We start from the raw sequence: 24,291 nt of genomic DNA, 5'->3' as shown, positions 1-24,291 counted from the left end.
GGGTTTCGGCGGACCGGCATGCGCGGCCCGTCCCTCGGGTCACAATCGGCACATGGGGCGGACGGAGCGAAACGGTCAGTTGGCCTCGCTTCGTATCGCCGGGCGCTACCGGCTCGTCGAGAAGCTGGGCACGGGCGGCATGTCCGAGGTGTGGCGCGGCTACGACGAGACGCTCGGCCGCGCGATCGCCGTCAAGGTGCTGTCTCCCCGGCTGGCCGACGATCAGACCTTCCGCGACCGGCTGCGGCAGGAGGCGCTCGCGGCGGCGCGGCTCTGCCACCCGCACATCACCGGGATCTTCGACTTCGGCGAGTCCCCGCTCGACGAGCGACTGACCGTCCCGTACGTGGTGATGGAGCTCAACGACGGCGAGTCGGTGTCGGCCCGGATCCTGCGGCAGGGCCCGCTCCCCTGGCGGGAGGCGGTCACGGTGGCCGTCGAGGTGGCGTCGGCCCTGGCCACGGCCCACGCCCGCGGCGTGGTGCACCGGGATGTCACCCCGGCCAACGTGATGCTCACCGGTGGCGGGGCCAAGGTCGTCGACTTCGGCATCTCGGCCATCGTCGGCCAGCGCGACGCCGCGCCCGACGGCAGCCTGCTCGGCACCCCGGCCTATCTGGCGCCGGAGCGGCTCGGCGGCGCCCAGGTGGCCACGGCGACCGACGTCTACGCGCTCGGGCTGCTGCTCTATCGCACCCTGTGCGGCCGCCACCCGTGGCCGGCCGACAACACCGCCGAGGCGCTGCGGGCCCACCTGTACGCCGATCCGGATCCGCTGCCCGCCCTGCCCGGTCTGCCGCCGGCCGTGGCCGAGCTGTGCCTGCGCTGCCTGGCCAAGGACCCGGCCGATCGCCCGACCGCGCCCGAGGTGGCCCGCGAGCTGGCCGCCACCGTCGGCATCCAGCCTGTCATCCCGCCCCCGGTCGAGCGGGCCGACGACGCCCCCGAGGCGGTACGCGGCAAGGCCGGGCCACCGGCGGTGGTGCCCCGCCGGCGCCCGGGTCTCGGCCGTTCGCTGCTCACCTATCTGGGCCTGCCCGGTGGCGGGCCGGGACCGCGGCCGGCGGCCCGGGTGCTGCGCCTGCGGGCCGGGTTGAAGATCGGGGCGGCCCTGCGTCTGCGCGGGGCCCGGCCGCTGGGCGGTGGCCTGTTCGAAGGCGGGCGGGTCACCGGCGGCCTGCTCCGGGGTCACCACCGGGCCCAGGCGGCGCTGGTCACCCTCGCGGTGATGGCCGCGGCCGGGGCCGGATGGGCGGCCAGCCGGCAGGCTCCGGACGTCCAGGAGGCGCAGGCCGCGGGCACGGCGGTGGCGGCGGTCGGGCCGGGCGATGAAAGCCTGTGCGCTGTCCGCTATCAGCTGCGGCACGATTCCGGGCGCAACTACGAGGCCCAGCTGACGGTCACGACCTCGGCGCCGGGCTCGTGGCGGGTCCAGTTCTCGTACCCGGGCACCCAGAAGCTCACCGGCGGCTCGAGGACGGTCACGCAGAAGGGCCGCAAGGTGACCGCGAAGGGTCACGGCAAGCTCAAGTCCTTCACGTTGCGTGGCGAATACCGCGACTACAACCCGCTGCCGCTGGCGTTCTCCGTTGACGGCGTCGGCTGCCGGGCCGAGGTCATGGCCAACACCTCGGCCAGCCGCCGCGACCGGTCCCGCCCGTCCCGTCCGGGCCGGGAACTAGCCGGCCAGGAGCTGGTCGACCGGGGCATAGTCGTCGGTCAGCACGCGCGCCCCGTCGATGAACTCGGCCAGGGGCTCGCCGGTCAGCACCACCGCCGGGTCGGCGACCTTGGCCACGCGGCGGCTGACATCGGCCTCGGGCAGCGGTGACTGGGACGCCATGATGACGAAGTTGGCGCCGACCTTGCCGTCCAGCGCCTCCTGGCTGCTGATCACAGCCACGTGCCGGAAGGCGGACGCCACCGTCGCCAGCTCGGCCCGGATGAACCGGTCGGGCGGGTAGTCGATCACGTTCTGCACGTAGATGCCGCCGGGCCGCAGCACCCGCGCGATGTCGGTCGCCATCTCTTTCGTGGCCAGGTGCCACGGGACGGTCAGGTGGCCGAACGCGTCGCCGACCACGAAGTCGTAGGACGCCGAGGCCTGGTCGGCCACGCCCACGCGGGCGTCCCCGACCCGTACGCGAAGATCGGGACCGGTCGTCAGGCCGAGCTTGGCCCGGTCGAGGTCGACCAGGCCGCCGTCCAGTTCGACCACCAGCTGATCGCTGCCGGGCCGGGTCGCCCGCAGGTAGTCGGGCACGGTGAAGCCGCCGCCGCCCAGGTGCAATGCGGACACCGGCCCCATGGGCAGCACGTCGGCCACCACGCCGATCCACTGGATGTACGCGAACTCGAGATGCCGCGGGTCGTCCAGATCGACGTACGAGTGCCGGGCCGAGTTCAGGATCAGGTCGCGCCCACCGGGCTGGGCCGGGTCGGTGCGCACCTCGGCGCAGTGGTACGCCGTCTCGACGTCGCACGGGTTGGGCGAGGCCACCCCCAGCCCGGCCCCGACCAGGCCGACCGACGCCAGCACGGCCCGCGTGCGCGGCTTGCCCGGCAGCACCGCCCCCGTGCGCCGCAGCCACCACCCGAGCGCGCCGCCCGAGACCGCGAGCAGCACCGCCAGCGAGATGATGATCCAGCTCGACGGCACCGCGGCCACGAAGATGAAGCCGGTCGCCAGCGTGGCCGTGATCGCGCCCAGGGTGCCGATGCTGGACAGTCGCCCGACCACCGAGCCGGTGCGGTTCAGATCGCTCAGCTGCAGCTTGACCACGAGCGGGGTGATCGTCGACAGGATGAACGCGGGCAGGAAGATGGCCAGGGCGGCCAGCAGCAGCACGGCCGGCGCGGCCCCGCCCCGCAGCAGCTCGCCACCGAACCGCACCAGCGGCAGCGTGACGGCCGTGCCGATCGCGCCCAGCAGCAGCGCCGGGGCCAGCAGCACCCGCGGGTCGTAGCGGTCGGCCAACCGGCCGCCCAGCCACGTGCCGTACGCGATGGCGGCCAGCGCGATGCCGATGACCGAGCTGCTCACCTGCAGCGTCACGCCGACATAGGGCCCGACCAGGCGCAGCGCGAGGATCTCGAGGACGAGCACGGCCCCGCTCGACCCGAAGACCAGAGCGGTGGCGAGGCCGGACGGCAGAGCGCGCGGCGGCGGGTTTCCCATCCGCCGGATGCTAGCCGCCCGAACCTGGCAGTCGCCTGGGACCAGCCGTTAAAGCATCGACACGTGGACGTGATTCGTGTGCTCGGCCGAGGCCCCGCCGCTTCCGCTGTAACTTCGCCAGCCGTCGCCCGGGAACCAGATCTGCCGGAACCAGATGACGTACATCACGCCCAGCCGGCTCGCGTTCTTCACGAAGTAGTTGGCCAGCCGATCGCCGTACGCCCGGTCACCGCCGGTCGCCGGCGAGTTCTTGTATGTCGTCGCGTTGGACGACATGTCGCAGGCCCGGCCCTTGGGATGCTCGCCGGAGTTCCGCTGGCTCCAGCACACCGTGTAGCGGGTGAAGCCGTCGGACTTGGCTTCCTTGTAGGCGTTGAGCGTGCGCGGCGTCAGACAGCCCGAACTCGTCGGGTCTTTGATCGTGCACTTCTCGTCGGGCCAGGAGCCGTCGGAGTTGCGCGGCGCCGGCTTGGCCAGCGGCGAGTTACCCGAGACGAAACCGCCCGCGACCGAGCCGCCGCCGACGCTGGCCAGGGCCAGCTCGGCCTCTTTCTTCTTCTTGCCCAGCGCCGCGACCTGCTTGGTCTGCTCGCGCACCTCTTTGTCGATCGCTGCCTTGGCCGCCTCGGCCTTGTCCAGCGTCTCGCGATAGCGGATCAGCACCTTCGCGTCGAACTGAGCCATCATGTCGAGCTGCTCGATGCGCTCGAGGAAGGCGTCGGGCGAGGTCGAGTCGAGCAACATCGACATCGTGTTGGGCCGGCCCAGCCGGTACGACCGGGTGGCGATCTCGGCGACCTGCTTCTCCATCGCCTTGGCCCCGGACTCGGCCTGCTTGACCGTCGTCTGGAGCTGCACCGCCCGCTTCTTCGAGGCGGCCAGTTTCTGGATCGCGACGGCCTGGCCCTTGGCCGCGGACTCGAGCGCGTTGCGCAGCGTCTTGTCGTCGCCCTCGTCGGGGTCGGCGTGCGCGGCCGCGGGGGCCACCAGCAAAAACGCCATGACCATCACGAGCACGGTGCTGAGCCGGCGTCTGAAAACCGCCGCCACGGAATACCTCCCCAGGTCGATCGCGGGCAGACTCTACCGTGATACGTAAGGGAAAGGCAGATCGATCAAGTGGCCGAGTAACCACCGTCGACGAAGAGTGTTTGGCCTGTCACAGCGATGGCGGCGTGGCTGGCCAGAAAGACAGCACACGCCCCGAAATCAGCGGGTACGCCGTTTCTGCCGATCATCGTGCGGGCCGCGTGTTTGGCGACGATTGCCGGATCCGCGAAGACCGGCTCGGTGAGTGGGGTGTGGACGACGCCGGGGGCGATCGCGTTGCAGCAGACACCGCGGGCCGACCACGCCTCGGCCTGCGACCGGGTCAGCCCGACCAGGCCGGCCTTGGCCGCACCGTAGGCGCCGCTGTTGCCGTACGCCCGGAAGGCCTGTTGCGAGACGACGTTGATGATCCGCCCCCAGCCGCGCTCGGCCATCCGCGGCCCGAAAGCCTGACCGAGCAGGAACGGGGCGGTCAGGTTGGCCGCCAGCGTCACGTCCCAGTCGTCCTCGGTGAGCTCGTCCAGGGGTGGACGCCGGTTGACCGCGGCCGAATTGATCAGGATGTCCGGGGCCTCGACCGCGGCGATGACCCGCGCCACTTCGGCCCGGTCGGCGAGGTCGGCCGAGATCGCCTGGCCCTCGGCGCCGAAGCCGCGCAGCTCGTCGATGACCTCGGCCATCGGCTCGGGGCGGCGGGCGACCAGCACGACGCGCGCACCGGCCCGGCCGAGCGCGACGGCCATGTCGCGCCCGATGCCGGAACTGCCGCCGGTCACCAGCGCCGTCCGGCCCCGCAGACCGAAAACACTTTCCAGGTACGACGTCACGGCTGCTACAGGATCGAGGTGTCGGGGAAGAGGGTGTCGCGGACCGTGCGCCAGATGTCGTCGTTGGCCGCCACGAGCATCCCGCGCTCGCTGTCGGTCGGCCGGTACGGCGTGCCGTCGAGGTGCAGCACCGTGCCGCCGGCCTCCTCGATGATCAGCGAGCCCGGCACGTGGTCCCACGGCAGGATCCGCCAGAACAGCGCGAACTGCTGCTCGTCGAGGGCGACGGCCGGGTACTCCCACCCCGCGCAGTGCCGCCCGTTGGTGACCTCGCGGAAGGCCGAGGTGTGGGCAGCCGCCACCGAGCGCAGGTGTTCCGGTAGGTACTTGCTGGCCACGGCGCCACCCAGGGCGGCCGCGCCGGGGTCGTCGGTGCGGGTCTTGACCCGTACGCCGTCGCGGTAGGCCCCCGAGCCGAGCTCGGCCACCGTCATGTGGTCGCCGACCGGGTCGAAGATCCACGAGGCGGTCGGCCGGCCGTCGTGCAGCAGGGCCACCATCAGGGCGAACGGGGTCTTGCCGGCCGCGAAGTTGTTGGTGCCGTCGACCGGGTCGACGATCCAGACCGCGCCCGCGTCACCGACCCGTTCGAGCACCCGCGGATCGGCCGCCACCGCCTCCTCGCCGACCACTGTCGAGCCGGGCAGCAGGGCGGTCAGGCCACGGGTCAGCGCGACCTCGGACTCGCGGTCGGCCACGGTGACCAGGTCGCCGGGCGCCTTCTGGATGATCTCGTCGGAGGCGAGGTGCCGGAACCGCGGCAGCACGATCGTCGTCGCGACCTCCCGGATCAGCTCGCCGACCTGCTCAAGCACGAGGCGGCAACTTCACGACGCTGACGAAGAACTCGTCGATCTGCCGGATGACCGTGATGAACCGCTCGAAGTCGACCGGCTTGGTCACGTACGCGTTGGCGTGCAGCTGGTAGCTGCGCAGGATGTCCTCGTCGGCGGCCGACGTGGTGAGCACGACGACCGGGATGCGGCCCAGCTCGTCGTCCTTCTTGATCTCTTCCAGCACCTCGCGGCCGTCGCGCTTGGGCAGGTTGAGGTCGAGCAGGATCAGGTCGGGGCGCACGGCCTGGGCGTACTCGCCCTCGCGCCGCAGGTAGGCCAGCGCCTCGGCCCCGTCGGAGACGACGTTGAGCCGGTTGCGGACCTTGTGCTCCTCGAACGCCTCCTGGGTCATCAGCACGTCGCCCGGGTCGTCCTCGACCAGCAGCACCTCGATCGGGGTGCCGTCGGCCCGAATGGGAGCCGTCATGCGGTGACCTCTTTTCTCGCCTCGTGTTCCGGCGCCGCGGGTTGCTCGGCCGGAAGGCCCGGCAGCACCGGGAGGGTGAACCAGATCGACGTTCCGTCCTCGACGTCGAGGTCGAGCCAGATCCGTCCGCCATGATATTCGACGATCTTCTTGACGATGGCCAGGCCGATTCCGGTGCCTTCGTAGGCGTCCCGGGCGTGCAGCCGCTGGAAGATCACGAAGACCTTGTCGGCGAACTCGGCCTCGATGCCGATGCCGTTGTCCCGCACATTGACCCGCCACTCGTCGCCCTCGCGCTCGGCGCTGACCCGGATGACCGGTGGCACGTCGGGGCGGCGGAACTTCAGCGAGTTACCGATCAGGTTGACGAACAGCGTGGTGAGCAGCGGTTCCTCGCCCTCGACGGTCGGCAGGTCGCCCCAGCTGATCTCGGCGTCCTCGCCGGCCCGGGTCTCGAGCTGTGACCGCACCTCGGTCAGCACCCGGTCGAGCTCGACCTCGGTGAAGCCGGCCGTGAGCCGGCCGATCCGCGAGAAGGCCAGCAGGTCGTTGATCAGCCGCTGCATGCGCTGGGCGCCGTCGACGGCGAATGCGATGTACTGGTCGGCCCGCTCATCGAGCTGCCCGGAGTAGCGGCGCTGGAGCAGCTGGCAGAAGCTGGCCACCTTGCGCAGCGGTTCCTGCAGGTCGTGCGACGCGACGTAGGCGAACTGCTCGAGGTCGCGGTTGGACCGGGTGAGCTCCTCGGCCTGCACCTTGAGCTGGTCGTTGACCCATTCGATCTGGCTGCGGGCCTCGCGCACCTCGGTCAGCTCGGCCGCGATCTTCTGCCGCATGCCGTCGACATCTTGAGCCAGGCCGGCCAGTTCGGGCGAGCCGGTGCTCTCGATGTGCTTGTCGTAGGCGCCGTCGGCCACCTCGCGGACCTGTTCCGCGAGGTCCGTGACGGGCCGGCTGACCATGCGGTCGAGCAGCAGCAACAGGGCCGAGCCGGCCAGGATGATGATGACCGCGGCGGAGATCTGGATGGCCACCATCGTGCGGCTGCTCTGCTTGGCCGCGTCGGCCGATTTCGTACGAAGGATCTGGATGTCCGCCTGCATGTCGGCGATGGCGACCCGCAGGGCGTCGAACCGCTCGGTCGAGGTCGTCCGGAGCCTGTCCTGACCGGCCTGGGTGCCCTCGGCCCGGATCAGCGCGACCACCGGATCGGCCACCTCGCGGTGCCAGACTTCGGCCCGTTGCCGCACCTCGTCGAGCTCGGCGCGGATGTCGGTGTCCTCGGGGTGCAGCAGGTCCTCGATGCGGTCGACCAGCCGCTGCTCGTCGGCCATGCCCTGGGTGTACGGCGTCAGATTGGCCTCGTTGCCCGTGATGGCGAAGCCGCGAATGCCGGTTTCCTGGTCGACATAGGCCGTGTTGAGCGACTCGCCCGCGGCCCGCATCGGGCTGGCCCGGTTGAGCACGTCGTCCAGCTGGCGGTTGTTCGAGGCGGCGGTGATCGCGGCGAACACACCGAGCGCGCTGAGCAGCATCCCGACCGCGATGCAGAGGGCGACGATCCGGCGGCGCAGGGTCCAGGTGCGTACGGAGAAAAGGCTGCTCACCGGCCACCGCCGCGTGAGATGAGCAGCATCGCCACGTCGTCGGCGAGCGGGCCGCCATTGGCCTGTTCGGCCCGGCCGACCAGCCACGCGGGCAGCGCGGCGAGCGGCACCGAGCGGGCCGCGGGCTCGTCGAGCAGCCCGCGCAGGCCGTCGACGTCGAGCCGTTCGTTGCCCACGCCGGTGTGCCCCTCGATCAGTCCGTCGGTGTACATCAGCAAAGACCAGTCCTCGCCCGAGAAATCCACCTCGGTGGCCGGGGTGGGTGTCGGTCGTACCCCGAGGACGATGCCCCTACGCGCCTCGACCGGTGTGACCTGCCCGTCCCGCAGCAGCACCGGGGGCGGATGACCGGCGAGCCGGAAGACGGCCTTGTTGGCCTCGAGGTCGAGCACCACCGAGGCGACGGTCGCGAAGACCTCGCGGGCCCGGCGCTCGCTCATCAGCACCTGTTCGAGCGAGCCCAGGATCCGGTCGTCGGGCACGCCGGCCAGCACCAGCGCCCGCCACGCGACCCGGAGCTCGACGCCCAGCGCGGCCTCGTCGACGCCGTGCCCGCAGACGTCGCCCACGATCACGTGCAGCTTGTCCGGGCCGACCTGGACGACGTCGAAGAAGTCGCCGCCGAGCAGGCCCAGGGCCCGGCCCGAGCGATAGAACGTGTGCACTGCCACCCGTTCGGTGGACATGAGCGGCTGGGGCAGCAGACCACGTTCGAGGCGGGCCGACTCGGCCTGACGCAGTTCGATCTCGCGCAGCCGCTGGGCGTTCTCGTCGGCCCGCTTGCGCTCGACCGCGTAGCGCAGCGACCGGGTCAGCAGGACGCCGTCGACCTGACCTTTGACCAGGTAGTCCTGGGCCCCCTCGGCGACCGAGGCGACGCCCAGGTGCTCGTCCGAGCGACCGGTGAGCACGCAGACGGCGGCGCTGCCGGCCACCGCGAGCAGCTTGCGCAGCCCGTCGAGGCCCTCGGCGTCGGGCAGGCCGAGGTCGAGCAGGACGCAGTGGACGCCGCCGAGCTGGCCGCGGGCCTCGCGCAGGCTGGTCGCGACCCGCAGGTCGAACGGCGCGTCAGCCTCGTGCAGCAGCTCGCGGACCAGGAAGGCGTCGCCCTCGTCGTCCTCGACCAGCAGCACCCGCAGACGTTCCTGGTAGGCCGCGTCGCCGGCCCGGGCGCGCGGTGCGACCGAGCGCTCAGTCATGCCGACCCCCCACTCGTACCACCCGGCGCTGACCCGCTGATAGTTCCCCACCCGGGGGCGGCGCACAACACCGGCGCGATCTCATGGGACGTCCTCGGCGGCGACCCGCCGGGCGTGCTGGGCGATGACCTCGCCGAGGATGCCGTGCAGCCGCCCGCACTCGCCGCAGTGCAGGTTCTCGTCGAGGTGACGGCTGCCACACTCCACGCAGGTGCCCCGGTCTTCCGGGTCGCGGTAGGCCGCGAGAGCCCGGCACATCGCGCGGATCACATGGTCGCCGACCGCGAAGGTGGCCTCGCCCAGCGCGGTGCGCACGCCGATCAGCGCGACCGGGTCGGCCTCGGGGCGCGGGTCGTACGGCTCGACAGCGTCGATGAACGCCGCCATGACTGCTGCGGGGTCGATGGGCGTGCTCACCCGGACAACGCTAGGGCACGCCCATAACGATCTTCCCACTACCCGGTGTCGTACCCAACCGCTTAGATGTCACCCATGCTTGCGCGCGCAATCACCGAACCGGCCCGCCGGGCCCCGGCCGCCCTCCTCGCCGTCGTGGTGCTCGTCCTGGCCGGCCTGGCCGGTCTGTGGGCCATCGAGCCGCCGTCCGCGCGCCCTACCTCGGCCCCGGCCACCGAGTTCAGCGCCGAGCGCGCCTTCACCCAGGTCGAGGCGATCGCCACCCGGCCCCACCCGGTTGGCAGCCCCGCTCAGGACGACGTGCGGGAACACCTGATCACCACCTTGCGCGGCCTCGGCCTGACCCCCGAGGTGCAGGACACGGTGTCGATCGAGGGCGCCGGGCTCTCGGCCAGCGCCGGCGGGGCGAGCCTGGCCCGGGTCCGCAACGTGATCGCCACGATCCCGGGCACCGGCTCCACCGGCCGCATCTTCCTGGTCGCCCACTACGACTCGGTGCAGGTCGGGCCGGGCGGCAACGACGACGCGGCCGGCACCTCGGCCATCCTCGAGACGGCCCGGGCCCTGCTCGCCGCCCCCCGGCTGCGCAACGACGTGGTGCTGGTGCTGACCGACGGCGAAGAGGCCTGCTTGTGCGGGGCCAAGGCCTTCGTCGACCAGCATCCGCTGGCCCGCGACGGTGGAGTGGTGCTCAATCTCGAGGCGCGCGGCAGCAGCGGGCCGGCGATCATGTTCGAGACCTCCGAGGGCAACGACGACCTGGTCGAGGCGTACAGCCACGCCGGCAAGCCGGTCGGCACGTCGTTCGCGGTCGAGATCTACCGGATCATGACGAACGACACCGACTTCACGGCGTTCCGCAAGGCCGGCTTCGCGGGGTTGAACGCGGCCTACATCGACGGCGCGGCCGTCTATCACGGGCCGACCGACCTGCCGTCGGCCATGGACCGCGACAGCCTGCAGCACCACGGCGACAACACCCTGGCCGTCGTCCGTGAGCTGGGCGGGCGCGACATCGCCGCCCTCGAGGTCACCGGCGGCGCCGACGCCACCTACTTCCCGGCGCCCGGCTTCCTCGTGCGCTATCCCGGCTCGCTGGTCTGGCCGATCGCCGTCCTGGCCGTGCTCGCCGTCGCCGCGCTAGCCTGGCTGGCCCGCCGCCAGCGGTTGACCGGCGGGCGGCGCCTGCTCAAGGCGGGTGTGCTGACCCTGGTCCCGATCGTGCTCGCGCCGGTGCTGGCCCAGGTGCTCTGGTTCGCGATCACCCTGATCCGGCCCGAGTACGCCGCGATGCCGATCGACCCGTACCGCCCCGGCCTCTATCGCCTGGCCGTCATCGTGCTGGCCGCGGCCGTCGTGATCAGTTGGTTCGCGCTGCTGCGCCGTCGCCTCGGCCCGGCCGCCCTGGCCATCGCCGGGCTCGGCTGGCTGGCCGTGCTCGGCGTCGTGCTGGCCGCCTTCGTGCCCGGCGGCTCCTACCTGGCCGCCCTGCCTGCCCTGGCCGGCGCGGTGGCCGGTCTGGTCGCGGTGGCCACCCGGGGCTGGCTGCCGGTGATCGTGGTGGCGCTCGGCGGCGCGGTGGCGACGGTCATCCTGCTGCCGACGGTCGTCATGCTCTTCCCCGCGCTCGGCCTGGGCCTGGGCGCGGCCGGGGCCTTCCTCACCGTTCTGCTCGGGCTGGCCCTGCTCCCGGTGATCGACCTGATCCACCCGGTGGCCGGCGGGCAGCGCGGCGTCGAGGCGCTGCGCAGCCGCCGCCGGGGCGCCCTGCCCACGCTGGTCGCCCTGGTGGCCGTGCTGGTGTGCGTCGTCGCCGGCCTCGCGGTCGACCGCTTCGACGCCGACCGTCCCGCCCTGACCCAACTGATGTACGCGATGGACGCCGACAACGGCACCGCCCGCTGGATCAGCGACGAGACGGACGTACAGAAATGGACCAGCAACTACGTGTCGGGCGACAAGCGCCGGATCGACGACACGATGCCCGCCTTCGGGCCCGAAGAGGTGCGCACCGGTGACGCGCAGGCCGCCGACCTGCCCGCACCGCTGCTCACCGTCGAGTCCGACACCCGCTCGGGCGACACCCGCACGATGACGCTGCGTCTGAAGCCCCAACGTCAGGTGCGGCTGACCACCCTGCACGTGCCGGGCGACGTCGTCGTCGAGTCGGCCACGGTCGAGGGCCGGCCGGTGCCCGTCCACACACCGAACTTCGGGTTCGCCTTCCACGCCCCGCCGGCCGACGGCATCGAGATCAAGCTGGTCGTACGGGCGGCCGGCCCGGTGAAGTTCCGGGCCATGGACGCCAGCGACGGCCTGAGCGAGCTGCCCGGCTTCCAGGCCCGGCCCAGCGGCGTCGGCATCGTCGGCTCGCACACCAGCGAGATGCTGGCCGTGGCCAAGAGCTACACGCTCTAGCGCCCGCGACCGCGACGGCCGGTCGACTCGTTGTGCTTGAAGTGCACGAAGAGCCGGCCCCAGTTGTCGCCGTCCTTCTCGACCCGGTGATAGAGCTGCTTGATCTCCCGCTGGTCGAGGAAGCGCAGCACCTTCTTCTTGAGCGCGCCGCTGCCCTTGCCCGGGATGATCTCGACCGTGGCCGCCTTCTTCTGGATGGCCTCGTCGATGATCCCGCGCAGAGCCCGGTCGATCTCTTGCCCTTTGTTGAAGATGTCGTGCAGGTCAAGCTTCAGTTTCACGGTCTAGACCCTACGCATTCTCGGGTTTGCCCAGCCACTGCTCGGCTCGGTGCAGGGCCTCCTGGTAATCGGCCTGCTGGTTCATGGCGGCGGCCAGGCGCAGGTGGGGCAGGGCCTCGCGGAAGCGCCCGCCCCGCTCCAGCGTGCGGCCGAGCACGTGGTGCGCGTAGTGGTCGGACGGGTCGTGCTCGACCAGGGTGCGCAGCTGCTCCTCGGCCTTGGTCAGCTGAGCCGAGTTGAAATAGGCGCGGGCCAGCAACTGCCGGACGGCCGTGTTGTGAGGTTCGGCCTCGACTATCGGCTCGAGCAGCTTGGCGGCGCCCAGCGGATCCCCGGACTCGAAGAAGAAGGTGGCTCGGCGGTACTCCTCGAGAAGATCCACGTGTGCGCTCCCCACTCTCGGCGGCCTGTCTAACGCTGGCACAACAACGCGTCAACGGCGAGTGTTCCGATGATCCAAGCTTCCCGACAAAACGGCTGATACAGCAACTCAGCCGTCAGACAATGCCTCCGTGGGGGACTTTCCGAGCCATCTCGTGACCGCGCCGGCCCGACCCCGGTCCGGGCGATTCAGGGCGTCCGTGATCGGTGTCTTCGTGCTCGGCCTGTGCCTGTTGCTGGCCGGCGGCACGTCGGCGCCGGCGCTGACCTCGCCCGCCTTCCTGATCTCGGGGATGCGGGAGATCCCGTCGCCACCGCGGGGCACCTCGTGGGCGCCGCAGCCGCGTACTGCCGACGGGCTGCGGATGGTCGCCAGCGCCGACGGACAGCAGTTCCAGCTGCACACGGCGGGCGGCGACCGCACCTTCCTGCCCGGCGTCGACCTCGGCGACACCACCCCCGGCCACCTGCCCGGCGAGGGGCCGATCTCGGCCGCGCAGTACCGGGCCTGGTTCGCCGCCATGGGCTGGCTGGGCCTGCGCGTGGTGCGGATCTACGAGATCCACCCGCCCGCGTTCTACGAGCAGCTCGCCGCCTGGAACCAGGCCAACACCGAGCGCCCCCTCTATCTCGTGCAGGGGGTCCGGCTGCCCGACGAGACGTACGTCAAGAAGCGGAACCTGTTCGACAAGCCGTTCACCGACGCCTTCCGCCGCGAGTTGCGGGCGGCCTCGGAGGCGGTGACCGGCAAACTCACCCGGACCGCGACCTTCGGGCAGGTCGGCGGGGTCTGGGCCACCGACGTCACGCCGTGGCTGGCCGGCTGGATCATCGGTCGCGAGATCGACCCGGGCGCGGCCGCCGCCTCCGACCGGCGCAACGCCTCGGCGCCGCGGTTCCTCGGCCGCTATTTCCGGAACACCCCCAAGTCGACACCGACCGAACGCTGGCTCGCCGCCCGCATGAACGACCTGGCCGGATACGTCGCCGGACACGGCGTCAGCCAGCCCATCGCCTTCGTGAACTGGCCGACGACCGATCCGCTGAAGCACCCGCAGGAGCCGCTGCCGCAGGAGGATCTGCTGCCGATCGACGCCAACCACGTGCTCCCCACGGCGGACTGGCCGGCCGGGACGTTCGCCAGCTACCACGCGTACCCCTTCTATCCGGACTTCCTGCGGCACGAGCCCAAACTGATCAATTACGAGTACGAGGGTCACGCCGACCCGTATGCCGGCTACCTGGCCGACCTGCGCCGGCACCACGCCACGATGCCGACCCTGATCACGGAGTTCGGGGTGCCGTCCTCGATCGGATCGGCCCACAACGCGCCGCTGGGCCGCTCGCAGGGCGGGCACAGCGAGCAGGACGCGATGCGGATCAACGCCGAACTGCTGCGGATGATCAAGGATCAGGGTCTGGGCGGCGGCTTCGTCTTCAGCTGGGCCGACGAGTGGTACCGGTACACGTGGAACACGGCCGGCCAGCAGGACCCGGCCCGGCGGCAGCTCTGGCACGACCCGCTCACCAACGAGCAGCACTTCGGCCTGCTCGCGATGGACGCCGACGGCCCGCCCGACGCCGGCGAGCAGCGGCTGCTCGACTCCGACGGCTGGCCCGCGCGCGCGGTCACGGCCCGGGTCGACGAGGAGTACCTGCACCTCGAGGCCAAGCTGGCCGGTTCACCGCCGGGCTCGATGATGGTCTCGTTCGACGTGCTGCCGGGGGTCACCGGCGCGCCGATGCCGGGCAGCGGCGACCGCCGGCCGGACGCGGTCTTCGCGCTCAACCTGGTCGGGCACAGCGGTCAGGCGTACGTCCGTAATCAGCTCGACCCGATGAAGCTGGACTTCCGGGTGCCGGCCTCGGACCGCGGCCCCGCGCCGGAGGGCTGGAAGCCCGTCGAGCTGCTGGTCAACCGCGCGCTCACCCTGCCTCGGACCGGCGCCAAGCTGCCGCTCGAACTGCAGAACGCCGGTCAGCTGCGGCACGGCACGTGGGATCCGCAGGACGACGAGGCCGACAGCCGGGCGCTGTGGGAGCTCGACGGCGACGACCTGAGCGTGCGGGTGCCGTGGGCGATGCTCGGGTTCGCCGACCCCTCGGCTCGGCGGGTCGGCCTGCCCAGGAACGGCAAGCTCACCACCCAGGTCAGTCCCGGGGTCACGGTGTCGCTGACCGCGTCCGGCACCGATCAGGCGGTCGGTCAGGTGCGCTGGGCGGCCTGGACCCGGCCGTACTACACCGAACGACTCAAGCAGGGCGCGGCGGAGCTGCGGGACGCCGCGCTCGTGGTGACGGCCGGCGACTGAGGCCGTCCGGAGTCACAGCTGGTACACAGGAACAGGAAAGCCGGCGCATAGCGTGGCCCACGACAGTAGGGGCATGACGATGGCGAACTCAGACTCCGGCACCGACCTCCGCCGCCCCGACGGGGGCCCGGTCCGGGTCCTCGTGGTCGATGACGAGCCGACGCTGGCCGAGCTGCTCTCGATGGCTCTGCGCTACGAGGGCTGGGACGTCAAGAGCGCGGGTGACGGGCAGACCGCCGTGCGCACGGCCCGCGAGTTCCGCCCTGACGCCGTCGTCCTCGACATGATGCTGCCCGACATCGACGGGCTCGAGGTGCTGCGCCGTCTGCGGGGCGAGACGCCCGAGGTGCCGGTGCTGTTCCTGACGGCCAAGGACTCGGTGGAGGACCGGGTCACCGGCCTGACCGCGGGCGGCGACGACTACGTGACCAAACCGTTCAGCCTGGAAGAGGTGGTGGCCCGGCTGCGCGGGCTGATGCGCCGGATGGGCCACTCCCCCCTGCGCACCGACTCGCAGCTGATCGTCGGCGACCTCTCGCTCGACGAGGACAGCCACGAGGTGCGCCGGGGCGGCGACCTGGTCACGCTCACCGCCACCGAGTTCGAGCTGCTGCGCTACCTGATGCGCAACCCGCGCCGGGTGCTGAGCAAGAGCCAGATCCTCGACCGGGTCTGGAACTACGACTTCGGGGGCCAGGCCAACGTGGTCGAGCTCTACATCTCGTACCTGCGGAAGAAGATCGACGCGGGCCGCTCGCCGATGATCCACACGATGCGCGGAGCCGGCTATGTCCTCAAGCCCGCTGACTAGGGCCCATCCGGCCCGTTGGCGCAGCCCGTCGGGCTGGCCGCTGCGGACCCGGATCGTGGCGATCATCATCGTCCTGCTCACGATCCTCGGGCTCGCGGTCGGCGGCACGGCCTACTTCTTCCTGCGCAACACGCTCTACGCGCAGCTCGACACCAAGCTCGACCAGACCAGCAACCCGTTCCACAGCCGGACCAACGGTGGCCCGCCGCCGTCGTTCAACCGCGAGCGCCCGTTCGGTGGGGCGGAACCGGGCTCGATCAGCATCACCTACACGGTCCCGACGGTCGTGACCGGCGGCCTGATCGTCACCGCCGAGGACGACGGCTACGCCGTGCTCGCGTACGAGCCGCTCAGCGACGCCGCGCAGGCCGAGCTCACCGCCGTGCCGGCCGACGGCACGAAGAGCGACATCACTCTCGACGGGTACGGGTCGTTCCGGGCCGTCGCGCTGACCACCGGCAACGGCGAGACCCGGGTCGTGGCCCTGTCGCTCAAGAACACCAACTTCACACTGCTGCGGGTCGCTCTGGTCACCGGGGGCGCGGTGCTCATCGCCCTCGGGATCGCCGGGTGGGCCGGGGCGCTCATCGTCCGGCGTACGCTGGCCCCGCTCGACCGGGTGGCCGCCACCGCGACCAAGGTCTCCGAGCTGCGGCTCGACCGCGGCGAGGTACGGCTGGCCCAGCGCGTGCCCGAGCCCGACACCGACCCGCGGACCGAGGTCGGCCAGGTCGGCGCCGCGCTCAACCAGATGCTCGACCACGTCGGCAACGCGCTCGAGGCCCGGCACGCCAGCGAGATGCAGGTACGCCAGTTCGTGGCCGACGCCAGCCATGAGCTGCGCACGCCCCTGGCCGCCATTCGTGGGTACGCCGAGCTCAGCCGCCGCAGCCGGGCCGCCGTCCCGGCCGAGATCGCCCACGTGCTGAGCCGGGTCGAGTCCGAGGCCAAACGGATGACCGGGCTGGTCGAAGACCTGCTGCTGCTGGCCCGGCTCGACGCAGGCCGCCCGCTCGGGCACGACCCGGTCGACCTCAGCATGCTGGTCGTCGACACAGTCAGCGACGCCCACGCGGCCGGCCCCGGCCACTACTGGCAGCTCGACCTGCCCGAGGAGCCGGTCGTCGTGACCGGCGACGGCGCCCGGTTGCACCAGGTGCTGGCCAACCTGCTGGCCAACGCGCGCACCCACACCCCCGAGGGCACCACGGTCACGGTCGGGGTCAGCGCGACCTCGGGCGCGGCCGTGCTCCGCGTCGAGGATGCCGGTCCCGGCATCCCGGCCGAACTGCAGCCGAACATCTTCGAGCGTTTCGCCCGCGGTGACAGCTCCCGCTCCCGCGCCGCGGGCAGCACCGGACTCGGTCTGTCGATCGTGCACGCCGTGGTCACCGCGCACGGCGGCCACGTCTCGGTCGACAGCCGGCCCGGCCGCACGGTGTTCACGGTCGTGCTGCCGCTGGGTCCCACCCCCGTCCCACCAGCTGAGCAGTTGGCCCAAATCGCTCCGCGGCCGAACTGAGGCGCTATGCTGGCCCACATGTCTCGCTGGTATTCGTGGTTTAGTGGGCCGGCTCCCGCCGGTGCCTCAGCCATGAGTCAGCCATGACCTGAGACACCTAGCCAGAGCCGGCCCGGGCAGCGACACGACGTCGCTGCCTTTTTGTTTGCCGCCGGCTCTCACCGTGGGCGCCGGCATCAGGAGTGGAGACCCACCGTGACTGCCCCCGAGGTCCAGCGCGTCCGTGACCAGCGCATCGAAAAGGTCGTGCCGCTGATGAGCCCGGCCCTGCTGCACCACGAGCTGCCGCTGACCAGCGACTTGCACGACACCGTGCTCGACGGCCGGCGCCAGGTCGAGGACGTGCTCAACCACCGAGATCCGCGGCTGCTCGTCGTGGTCGGCCCGTGCTCGGTGCACGACCCGGTCGCCGCCGGCGAGTACGCCCGTCTGCTGTCCTCCACGGCCCAGCGCCTCTCGGACGACCTGCTGATCGTCATGCGGGTCTACTTCGAGAAGCCGCGCTCCACCGTCGGCTGGAAGGGCCTGATCAACGACCCCGCGCTGGACGGCACCGGCGACGTCGGCACCGGCCTGCGCATCGCCCGCAAGCTGCTGCTCGAGATCGTCGGTCAGGGCCTGCCGACCGCCGTCGAGTTCCTCGACCCGATCACCCCGCAGTACATCGCCGACACCGTGGCCTGGGGCGCGATCGGCGCCCGGACCGTCGAGTCGCAGGTCCACCGCCAGCTCGCCTCCGGTCTCTCGATGCCGATCGGCATGAAGAACCGCCCCGACGGCAGCATCGCCACCGCCATCGACGCCATCCAGGCGGCCGAGGTGTCGCACGTCTTCCCCGGCATCGACTACTCGGGCACGCCCGCGATCCTGCACACCACCGGCAACCCGGACACCCACCTGGTGCTGCGCGGGGGCGGCGGCAAGCCCAACTACAGCGCGGCCGACGTGGCCGGGGCGCTCGAACTGCTGCGCAAGGCCGGGCTGCCCGAACGCCTGGTGATCGACTGCTCGCACGGCAACAGCGGCAAGGACCACCGGCGCCAGCCGCTCGTCGCCGACGACATCGCCGAGCAGATGGAAGCCGGTCAGAAGGGCATCAGCGGCGTCATGCTCGAGAGCTTTATCGAGGCCGGCCGCCAGGACCTCGGGGGCGAGCTCACCTACGGCCAGTCGGTCACCGACGCGTGCATGAGCTGGGACGCGACGGTCTCCGTGCTGGAGCGGCTCGCGACCGCCGCCGCCAAGCGCCGTACTCACAGCTAGGCCACAGGGACGACATAAAGGCGGGACAGGGGCAGCGCCGAATCTGGTCACCATGACCACGACGTTGCCCGTCCCTCCCCCTGTGGCGCCTGACCTGCCGCCGCCACCGCCGGCCCGGCGTTCCTCCGATCCGGTCTGGGTGCGCCCCGCCCTGCTGGCGTTGCTGCTGGCCACCGGCGTGCTCTACGTCTGGGGGCTGAACAAGAACGGCTGGGCCAACGCCTTCTACTCGGCCGCCGTGCAGGCCGGCTCGGAGAGCTGGAAGGCGTTCTTCTTCGGCTCCTCCGACGCCGCCAACTCGATCACGGTCGACAAGACGCCGGCCGCACTGTGGGTGATGGCGTTGTCGGCCCGGATCTTCGGGGTCAACTCGTGGAGCATCCTGGTGCCGCAGGCGCTGATGGGTGTGGCCAGTGTCGGGCTGCTCTTCGCCACGGTGCGCCGCTGGTACGGGCCGGTGGCCGGGCTGATCGCGGGCGCGGTGCTCGCCCTCACCCCGATCGCCGTGCTGATGTTCCGGTTCAACAACCCGGACGCCCTGCTCGTGCTGCTCATGGTGGCCGGGGCCTATGCGACCGTACGGGCCATCGAGAACGGCTCGACCAAGTGGATCATGCTGGCCGGGGTCTTCGTCGGGTTCGGCTTCCTGGCCAAGATGCTGCAGGCGCTGCTGGTGGTGCCCGCGTTCGCGCTGGCCTACCTGATCGCCGGGCCGCCCAAGCTGGGCAAACGCATCGGGCAGCTGCTGCTCTCGGGCGTCGCGCTGGTCGTCTCGGCCGGCTGGTACATCGCGATCGTCGAACTGGTGCCGGCCTCGATGCGGCCGTACATCGGCGGCTCGCAGAACAACAGCATCCTCGAACTGACCCTGGGCTACAACGGGCTCGGCCGGCTCAACGGTGACGAGACCGGCAGCGTCGGCGGCGGTGGCGGCGGCATGGGCGGCGGCGGGATGTGGGGCTCGACCGGTCTGACTCGCATGTTCGACAGCGAGCAGGGCGGGCAGATCTCGTGGCTGCTGCCGGCGGCGCTGATCCTGCTGGTGGCCGGGCTGGTCGTCACGGCCCGGCGGGCGCGGACGGACCGGCAGCGGGCCGGGCTGATCCTGTGGGGCGGCTGGCTGCTGATCACCGGACTCGTGTTCAGCTTCATGCAGGGGATCTTCCACGCGTACTACACGGTGGCGCTGGCCCCGGCGGTCGGCGCGGTCGTGGCGATCGGGGCGGCGCTGCTCTGGCGGCACCGGCGGAACGTGGTCGCGGCGGTGACGCTGGCGGCGACGGTCGCGGTCACCGCCTGGTGGTCGTTCCACCTGCTCGGACGTAGTGCGGACTTCCTGCCGGGTCTGCGGTGGGTGGTGCTGATCGGCGGCCTCGCCGGAGCGGTCGGGCTGCTCGGCGCCCTTCGCCTGCCGGCTCGGATCGCCGCTGTCGCGGCCGGGGTTGCGCTGGCCGCGGTGCTGGCGGGTCCTGCGGCGTACGCGGTGCAGACTGCTTCGGAGGGGCACTCGGGCTCGATCCCGTCGGCCGGGCCGGCGACGTCGGGCGGCTTCGGCGGCGGACCCGGCCGCGGAGGTCGCGGCGGCTTCCCCGGCGGCGGTGGCGGTCAGGGCGGCTTCCCGGGCGGCGGCGCTCAGGGCGGCTTCCCGGGCGGTGGCGGTCAGGGCGGCTTCCCGGGCGGCGGCGCTCAGGGCGGCTTCCCGGGCGGCGGCGCTCAGGGCGGCTTCCCGGGCGGCAGCTTCCCCGGTGGCAACAACCAGAACGGCACCGGCGGCACCCTTCCGGGGGGCGGCAACCAGAACGGCACCGGCACGTCCCCCGGCGGCGGGACCGGCACCCTTCCTGGCGGCGGCAACGGCACCGGGCAGAACGGTGGGACCGGCAATGGCGGGACCGGCGGCACGCAGGGCGGTGGCTTCGGTGGCCGCGGCAACGGTGGCGGCGGGATGCGGGGCGGCGGCGGCCTGCTCGACGCCGCGACGGTCAGCGCCGAGATGAAGGCCCTGCTCGAGGCCAATGCCGACCAGTACACCTGGGTCGCCGCCGCGGTCGGCTCACAGAACGCGTCGGGCTACCAGCTGGCCACCGGCGACCCGGTGATGGCGGTCGGCGGCTTCAACGGCAGCGACCCCTCCCCCACCCTGACCCAGTTCCAGCAGTACGTGGCCGAGGGCAAAATCCACTACTTCATCGGCGGCGGCGGTTTCGGTGGCGGCCGCGGCAACTCCGGCGGCAGCAGCGCCAGCTCAGAGATCGCCACCTGGGTCGCCGAGAACTTCACCGCCCAGACCGTAGGCAATACCACCGTCTACGACCTGACCCAGCAGAACGGCACCACCGCCTGATCCACCACTCAACCCCCACGATCGGCCGGCTCCCACCCGGGAGCCGGCCGATCCCTTTGGTCCACCCGCTCGAACAACACCTTCCGGCAACGGGCCGGCCCGGGTCACCGCCCCGCCCTTCTCGATCTCGACATCGCCCCGGCGAAGTGGTCCCGTTGCTGGGTGGCAGCGGCTCGGGCGTTCCTAGCCGGCCCCACCGCCACTGCAGGCAGTGCCCACCCTCGCCGAGCCGACCGGCGCGTTGCGGGCGACTGGCGGGTGCGACGGCCGTCTCCGGGCCAGGCTGGGATCGTACGGCTGGGCCTTGGGGTTGGGATTTGAAAGGCGGCGGGGCACAGGGCGGCTATTCCTCGCCGGCCACACCGCCACTGCAGGCAGTTGCCCACCCCCTCGCCGAGGCGGCGCGTTGCGGGCGACGGGCAGGTGCGACGGCCTTCTTGGGGCCAGGCTGGGATCGCGCGGCTGGGCGTTTGAGGTTGGGGTTTAACAGACGGCGCGGCACAGGGCGGCTACCCCTCGGTGAGCCGGCGCGTTGCGGGCGCATGGCGGTGCGGCGGCCGTCTTCGGGTCAGGCTGGGAACGTACGGCTGGGCCTTTGGGGGGTTGGGGTTTTCACAGGCGCGGCACAGGGCGGCCACAAATCGCGCTTATGGGGCGCGATCATCGTGGGGGGATGAGCCTTTCGACGCAGCCGGCCCACACCGCGGCCCCGACCCGACTCGACTCGCCGGTGCTCGACGTGGTCGTCCCGGTCCACAACGAAGAGATCGACCTCGAGCCGTGCGTGCGGCGCCTGCATGCGTACCTGAGTGCCTCGTTCCCCTACCGGTTCCGCATCACGATCGCCGACAACGCGAGCACCGACTCGACCCCCGAGGTGGCCGGCCGGCTCGCGTACGACCTGCCCGAAGTGGCCTCGGTGCGCCTGGCCGAGAAGGGCCGGGGCCGCGCCCTCAAGTACGTGTGGACCCAGTCCGACGCGGCCGTGCTGGCCTACATGGACGTCGACCTGTCGACCGACCTGGGCGCCCTGCTCCCGCTGGTCGCGCCCCTGATCAGCGGCCATTCCGACCTGGCCATCGGCTCCCGGCTGGCCCGCGGCTCCCGCGTCGTCCGAGGCGCGAAGCGCGAGTTCATCTCGCGCAGCTACAACCTGATCCTGCGCGGCACCCTGGCCGCCCGTTTCTCCGACGCCCAGTGCGGTTTCAAGGCCATCCGCTCGGACGTGGCCGCCCGCCTGCTGCCCATGGTCGAGGACACCGGCTGGTTCTTCGACACCGAGATGCTGGTGCTGGCCGAACGGGCCGGCCTGCGCATCCACGAGGTGCCGGTCGACTGGGTGGACGACCCCGACAGCCGGGTCGACATCATCGCCACCGCGGTGGCCGATCTGAAAGGCATCGTACGCCTGTTGCGCGCCTTCGGTTCGGGCAAGCTTCCCCTGGCCGCCCTGCGCGACCAGCTGGGCCGCGACCCCCTGCCGGTGGCCGGAGTCCCCGCCGGCCTGACCGGCCAACTGATCCGCTTCGCCGCCGTCGGGGTGGCCAGCACCCTCGCCTACCTGGGCCTGTATGCCGCCCTCAGAATGGGCCTGGGTCCACAGTGGGCCAACTTCGTAGCCCTGCTGCTGACCGCCGTGGCCAACACCGCAGCCAACCGACGCCTGACCTTCGGCGTACGGGGCAATGACGGCGCCTGGCGCCACCAGACCCAGGGCCTGATCGTCTTCGGCATCGGCCTGGCCCTGACCAGCGGAGCCCTGACTTTGCTGGGCGACCTGCACTCAGCCCCATCCCAGCCGGTAGAGCTGGTCGTCCTGGTCGCAGCCAATCTGCTGGCCACCGCAGTCCGCTTCCTCTTGCTTCGCATCTGGGTCTTCCGCTCCCGCTCCCCTCACCCCGCCCAGACTCACCCGTGAACATCCACCCCCTCACACCGCCCAGCGAATCGCTCCACCCCACAGCAAACCCCGCAACGATGGCGCACAAAGAACGGGTCCACGCGGTCCGCGAAAGCACGCGGCCAGGCCAAGCGCGGTCAGGAAGGCTGGCGCTTGCGGGATCCAACGACGCGGTCACGGAGATGCGATCGCACCGGTCGGCCCGCATCCAAATGCCCGAGGCGGAGCGATAGCTCCGGCGGCAGCTGGGAGTCGGCGGGGCGCCCCGGTCGCCAACGGAGGACGGCTGGTACCGGCATTCTCTGCGCGGCAAGGCCGGGCGGCACGGACGGGCGGCACGGACGGGCGGCAGGGGCGGCTGGCGGGATCCGCAGCGCAAGCGCCGGGATGCGATCACGCCGGTAACTCTGCGGATCCGGTCGGCCGAAGCGGAGCTAGTGCTCCGGCGAAAGTTGGCCGGGGCGGGGAGGCGAGGCGGCCCGATGGCTGACAGAGGACGGCGGCTGGTCGGGGATGACTCGGAGACGACCCGGCGCCCAGGCCTCGACCGCGAGCACGGTGGACAGAGTCTAAGACCAGCACGGCGGACGGAGCTCGGGGACCATCGCCGCGAAGGACTCGGAGACCAGCACGGCGGACGGAGCTCGCGAACCATCACCGCGAAGGACTCGGACACCAGCACGGCCGACGAAACTCGCGAACGATCACCGCGAAGGACTCGGGGACCATCGCGGTGGACAAAATTCGGCGCTGTTCGTAGGTGCGGATGACTGGGTGCGGAACCGCGGATTCGGGATGCGATCGCGCCGGTGGATTCGCGGATCCGGTCGGCCGAGGTGGAGCTATTGCTCCGGTGGGAGTTGGTCGGGGGTGATGCGTCGAGGGCGGCCCGGTGGGCGGCGGAGGACGGCGGCCGCGATGACCACGGTGGCGAAGAAGGCGGCGGATGCCGCGGCGACCCACCAGCCGAGGACGCCGAGAATCAGGGCGGCGATCCAGATGACGGCGGCGGTGAGGAGCAGCGAGAGGGAAGGTCGTCGAGGACGCGGCGGCTCCAGCCGGCCGCTGGTCATGCGGGCGCAGAACTCGGGGTCGTCCCGGCGGAGCTGACGCTCGAGCTGCGCCAGGCGTCGGCTGTCTTCCCTGCTCAACATGTCGCCACCTCCGGTCGGGCCGCGGCCACACTCAGTCGGACGGCACGCACTCCGATCAATGCCATTGTTACTCACACGTTGCCTTCCGGATACCACCAGAATTCCGGGGCGCCCACTGACCGGGATAAAACCCGTCCGGACGACCCCAACCAGCACACCCTCATCCCACCCTGTGGACCACCCCCAGCCGAACATCAACCTCGGCCCCGAGCCGTCGGGGGACAGCAACGCCCCGGCCGGCGCGCGCCCGCTCAGCCGGCCCGATCCCACCCAACCGAACACGCCATGCCGACCCTGCGCGGCCCTGCGCGGCCCTGCGCGGCCCTGCGCGGCGCGGCCCTGCCCGGCGCGGCCCTGCCCGGCC

At 71.6% G+C, this 24,291-nt stretch carries 18 protein-coding genes and 1 pseudogene; 8 read left to right on the top strand and 11 right to left on the bottom strand.

What is annotated here, in order from left to right:
* Window positions 1-52 precede the first annotated feature (52 nt).
* Window positions 53-943, top strand: a pseudogene (locus M1L60_RS34075) (serine/threonine-protein kinase); the annotation flags it as partial.
* 735 nt (window positions 944-1,678) lie between these two features.
* On the opposite strand, the gene M1L60_RS34070 reads toward M1L60_RS34075, so the two are convergent.
* The 8 genes from M1L60_RS34070 to M1L60_RS34035 form a co-directional block, all read right to left on the bottom strand.
* On the bottom strand, window positions 1,679-3,178 hold the full coding sequence (locus M1L60_RS34070; protein WP_253241685.1) for a fused MFS/spermidine synthase: 1,500 nt from the start codon (window positions 3,176-3,178) through the stop codon (window positions 1,679-1,681).
* Between the two features lie 48 nt (window positions 3,179-3,226).
* Window positions 3,227-4,186, bottom strand: a complete 960-nt coding sequence (locus M1L60_RS34065; protein WP_253241684.1) for a coiled-coil domain-containing protein — start codon at window positions 4,184-4,186, stop codon at window positions 3,227-3,229.
* Between the two features lie 107 nt (window positions 4,187-4,293).
* Window positions 4,294-5,055 (bottom strand): SDR family NAD(P)-dependent oxidoreductase, encoded by a 762-nt coding sequence (locus M1L60_RS34060; protein ID WP_308208579.1) that lies wholly within the window; start codon window positions 5,053-5,055, stop codon window positions 4,294-4,296.
* A 5-nt stretch (window positions 5,056-5,060) separates the two neighbouring features.
* Window positions 5,061-5,870 carry an inositol monophosphatase family protein gene (locus M1L60_RS34055; RefSeq protein WP_253241683.1) on the bottom strand — a complete coding sequence of 270 codons (810 nt, stop codon included), beginning with the start codon at window positions 5,868-5,870 and terminating at the stop codon, window positions 5,061-5,063.
* Complete coding sequence (locus M1L60_RS34050) at window positions 5,863-6,318, bottom strand: response regulator (protein WP_253241682.1); 456 nt, start codon at window positions 6,316-6,318, stop codon at window positions 5,863-5,865. Before M1L60_RS34050 ends, M1L60_RS34055 begins: the two co-directional genes overlap by 8 nt.
* Window positions 6,315-7,853 (bottom strand): sensor histidine kinase, encoded by a 1,539-nt coding sequence (locus M1L60_RS34045; RefSeq protein WP_253241821.1) that lies wholly within the window; start codon window positions 7,851-7,853, stop codon window positions 6,315-6,317. Before M1L60_RS34045 ends, M1L60_RS34050 begins: the two co-directional genes overlap by 4 nt.
* Before the next feature lie 68 nt (window positions 7,854-7,921).
* Window positions 7,922-9,124, bottom strand: a complete 1,203-nt coding sequence (locus tag M1L60_RS34040) for a PP2C family protein-serine/threonine phosphatase (RefSeq protein WP_253241681.1) — start codon at window positions 9,122-9,124, stop codon at window positions 7,922-7,924.
* Between the two features lie 81 nt (window positions 9,125-9,205).
* Window positions 9,206-9,541 (bottom strand): hypothetical protein, encoded by a 336-nt coding sequence (locus tag M1L60_RS34035; RefSeq protein ID WP_253241680.1) that lies wholly within the window; start codon window positions 9,539-9,541, stop codon window positions 9,206-9,208.
* A gap of 75 nt (window positions 9,542-9,616) precedes the next feature.
* On the opposite strand from M1L60_RS34035, the gene M1L60_RS34030 reads away from it, so the two are divergent.
* Complete coding sequence (locus tag M1L60_RS34030) at window positions 9,617-11,959, top strand: M28 family peptidase (protein ID WP_253241679.1); 2,343 nt, start codon at window positions 9,617-9,619, stop codon at window positions 11,957-11,959.
* On the opposite strand, the gene M1L60_RS34025 is transcribed toward M1L60_RS34030, so the two are convergent.
* Window positions 11,956-12,240: a Smr/MutS family protein gene (locus tag M1L60_RS34025; protein ID WP_253241678.1), complete on the bottom strand. Its 285-nt coding sequence runs from the start codon at window positions 12,238-12,240 to the stop codon at window positions 11,956-11,958. The genes M1L60_RS34030 and M1L60_RS34025 overlap by 4 nt on opposite strands.
* Before the next feature lie 10 nt (window positions 12,241-12,250).
* Window positions 12,251-12,622: a tetratricopeptide repeat protein gene (locus M1L60_RS34020; RefSeq protein ID WP_253241677.1), complete on the bottom strand. Its 372-nt coding sequence runs from the start codon at window positions 12,620-12,622 to the stop codon at window positions 12,251-12,253.
* 199 nt (window positions 12,623-12,821) lie between these two features.
* On the opposite strand from M1L60_RS34020, the gene M1L60_RS34015 reads away from it, so the two are divergent.
* The 6 genes from M1L60_RS34015 (at window position 12,822) to M1L60_RS33990 (ending at window position 22,791) form a co-directional block, all read left to right on the top strand.
* Window positions 12,822-14,933, top strand: a complete 2,112-nt coding sequence (locus tag M1L60_RS34015; RefSeq protein ID WP_253241676.1) for a hypothetical protein — start codon at window positions 12,822-12,824, stop codon at window positions 14,931-14,933.
* Window positions 14,934-15,006: 73 nt separating this feature from the next.
* Entirely contained in the window at window positions 15,007-15,744 is a 738-nt protein-coding gene (locus tag M1L60_RS34010; protein ID WP_253241675.1) for a response regulator transcription factor, read from the top strand.
* Window positions 15,722-17,266 carry a sensor histidine kinase gene (locus M1L60_RS34005; protein WP_253241674.1) on the top strand — a complete coding sequence of 515 codons (1,545 nt, stop codon included), beginning with the start codon at window positions 15,722-15,724 and terminating at the stop codon, window positions 17,264-17,266. Before M1L60_RS34010 ends, M1L60_RS34005 begins: the two co-directional genes overlap by 23 nt.
* Window positions 17,267-17,461: 195 nt before the next feature.
* A complete protein-coding gene (locus M1L60_RS34000; protein ID WP_308208577.1) occupies window positions 17,462-18,529 on the top strand; it encodes a 3-deoxy-7-phosphoheptulonate synthase in 1,068 nt (355 codons plus the stop codon).
* A 52-nt stretch (window positions 18,530-18,581) separates the two neighbouring features.
* On the top strand, window positions 18,582-20,873 hold the full coding sequence (locus tag M1L60_RS33995) for a glycosyltransferase family 39 protein (RefSeq protein ID WP_253241673.1): 2,292 nt from the start codon (window positions 18,582-18,584) through the stop codon (window positions 20,871-20,873).
* A 673-nt stretch (window positions 20,874-21,546) separates the two neighbouring features.
* On the top strand, window positions 21,547-22,791 hold the full coding sequence (locus M1L60_RS33990) for a bifunctional glycosyltransferase family 2/GtrA family protein (RefSeq protein ID WP_253241672.1): 1,245 nt from the start codon (window positions 21,547-21,549) through the stop codon (window positions 22,789-22,791).
* A gap of 824 nt (window positions 22,792-23,615) precedes the next feature.
* Here M1L60_RS33990 and M1L60_RS33985 read toward each other — a convergent pair.
* Window positions 23,616-23,927, bottom strand: coding sequence for a DUF3040 domain-containing protein (locus M1L60_RS33985; protein ID WP_253241671.1), 312 nt, complete (start codon window positions 23,925-23,927; stop codon window positions 23,616-23,618).
* Window positions 23,928-24,291 lie beyond the last annotated feature (364 nt).

The sequence above is a fragment of the Paractinoplanes aksuensis genome, assembly GCF_024137025.1.
In the GTDB taxonomy this organism is placed as follows: domain Bacteria; phylum Actinomycetota; class Actinomycetes; order Mycobacteriales; family Micromonosporaceae; genus Actinoplanes; species Actinoplanes aksuensis.
Note: the sequence above shows the minus strand (reverse complement) of the source record. Positions and strands in the feature narration are given on the sequence as shown.

What these genes read in the sequence shown, in the direction of transcription:
- M1L60_RS34045 (WP_253241821.1), bottom strand. Translation starts at nt 7,853, where the DNA reads ATGCTGCTCAGCGCGCTCGGTGTGTTCGCCGCGATCACCGCCGCCTCG.
- M1L60_RS34065 (WP_253241684.1), bottom strand. Translation starts at nt 4,186, where the DNA reads ATGGTCATGGCGTTTTTGCTGGTGGCCCCCGCGGCCGCGCACGCCGAC.
- M1L60_RS34030 (WP_253241679.1), top strand. Translation starts at nt 9,617, where the DNA reads ATGCTTGCGCGCGCAATCACCGAACCGGCCCGCCGGGCCCCGGCCGCC.
- M1L60_RS34010 (WP_253241675.1), top strand. Translation starts at nt 15,007, where the DNA reads ATGACGATGGCGAACTCAGACTCCGGCACCGACCTCCGCCGCCCCGAC.
- M1L60_RS34005 (WP_253241674.1), top strand. Translation starts at nt 15,722, where the DNA reads ATGTCCTCAAGCCCGCTGACTAGGGCCCATCCGGCCCGTTGGCGCAGC.
- M1L60_RS33995 (WP_253241673.1), top strand. Translation starts at nt 18,582, where the DNA reads ATGACCACGACGTTGCCCGTCCCTCCCCCTGTGGCGCCTGACCTGCCG.
- M1L60_RS33985 (WP_253241671.1), bottom strand. Translation starts at nt 23,927, where the DNA reads ATGTTGAGCAGGGAAGACAGCCGACGCCTGGCGCAGCTCGAGCGTCAG.
- M1L60_RS34050 (WP_253241682.1), bottom strand. Translation starts at nt 6,318, where the DNA reads ATGACGGCTCCCATTCGGGCCGACGGCACCCCGATCGAGGTGCTGCTG.
- M1L60_RS34040 (WP_253241681.1), bottom strand. Translation starts at nt 9,124, where the DNA reads ATGACTGAGCGCTCGGTCGCACCGCGCGCCCGGGCCGGCGACGCGGCC.
- M1L60_RS33990 (WP_253241672.1), top strand. Translation starts at nt 21,547, where the DNA reads ATGAGCCTTTCGACGCAGCCGGCCCACACCGCGGCCCCGACCCGACTC.
- M1L60_RS34070 (WP_253241685.1), bottom strand. Translation starts at nt 3,178, where the DNA reads ATGGGAAACCCGCCGCCGCGCGCTCTGCCGTCCGGCCTCGCCACCGCT.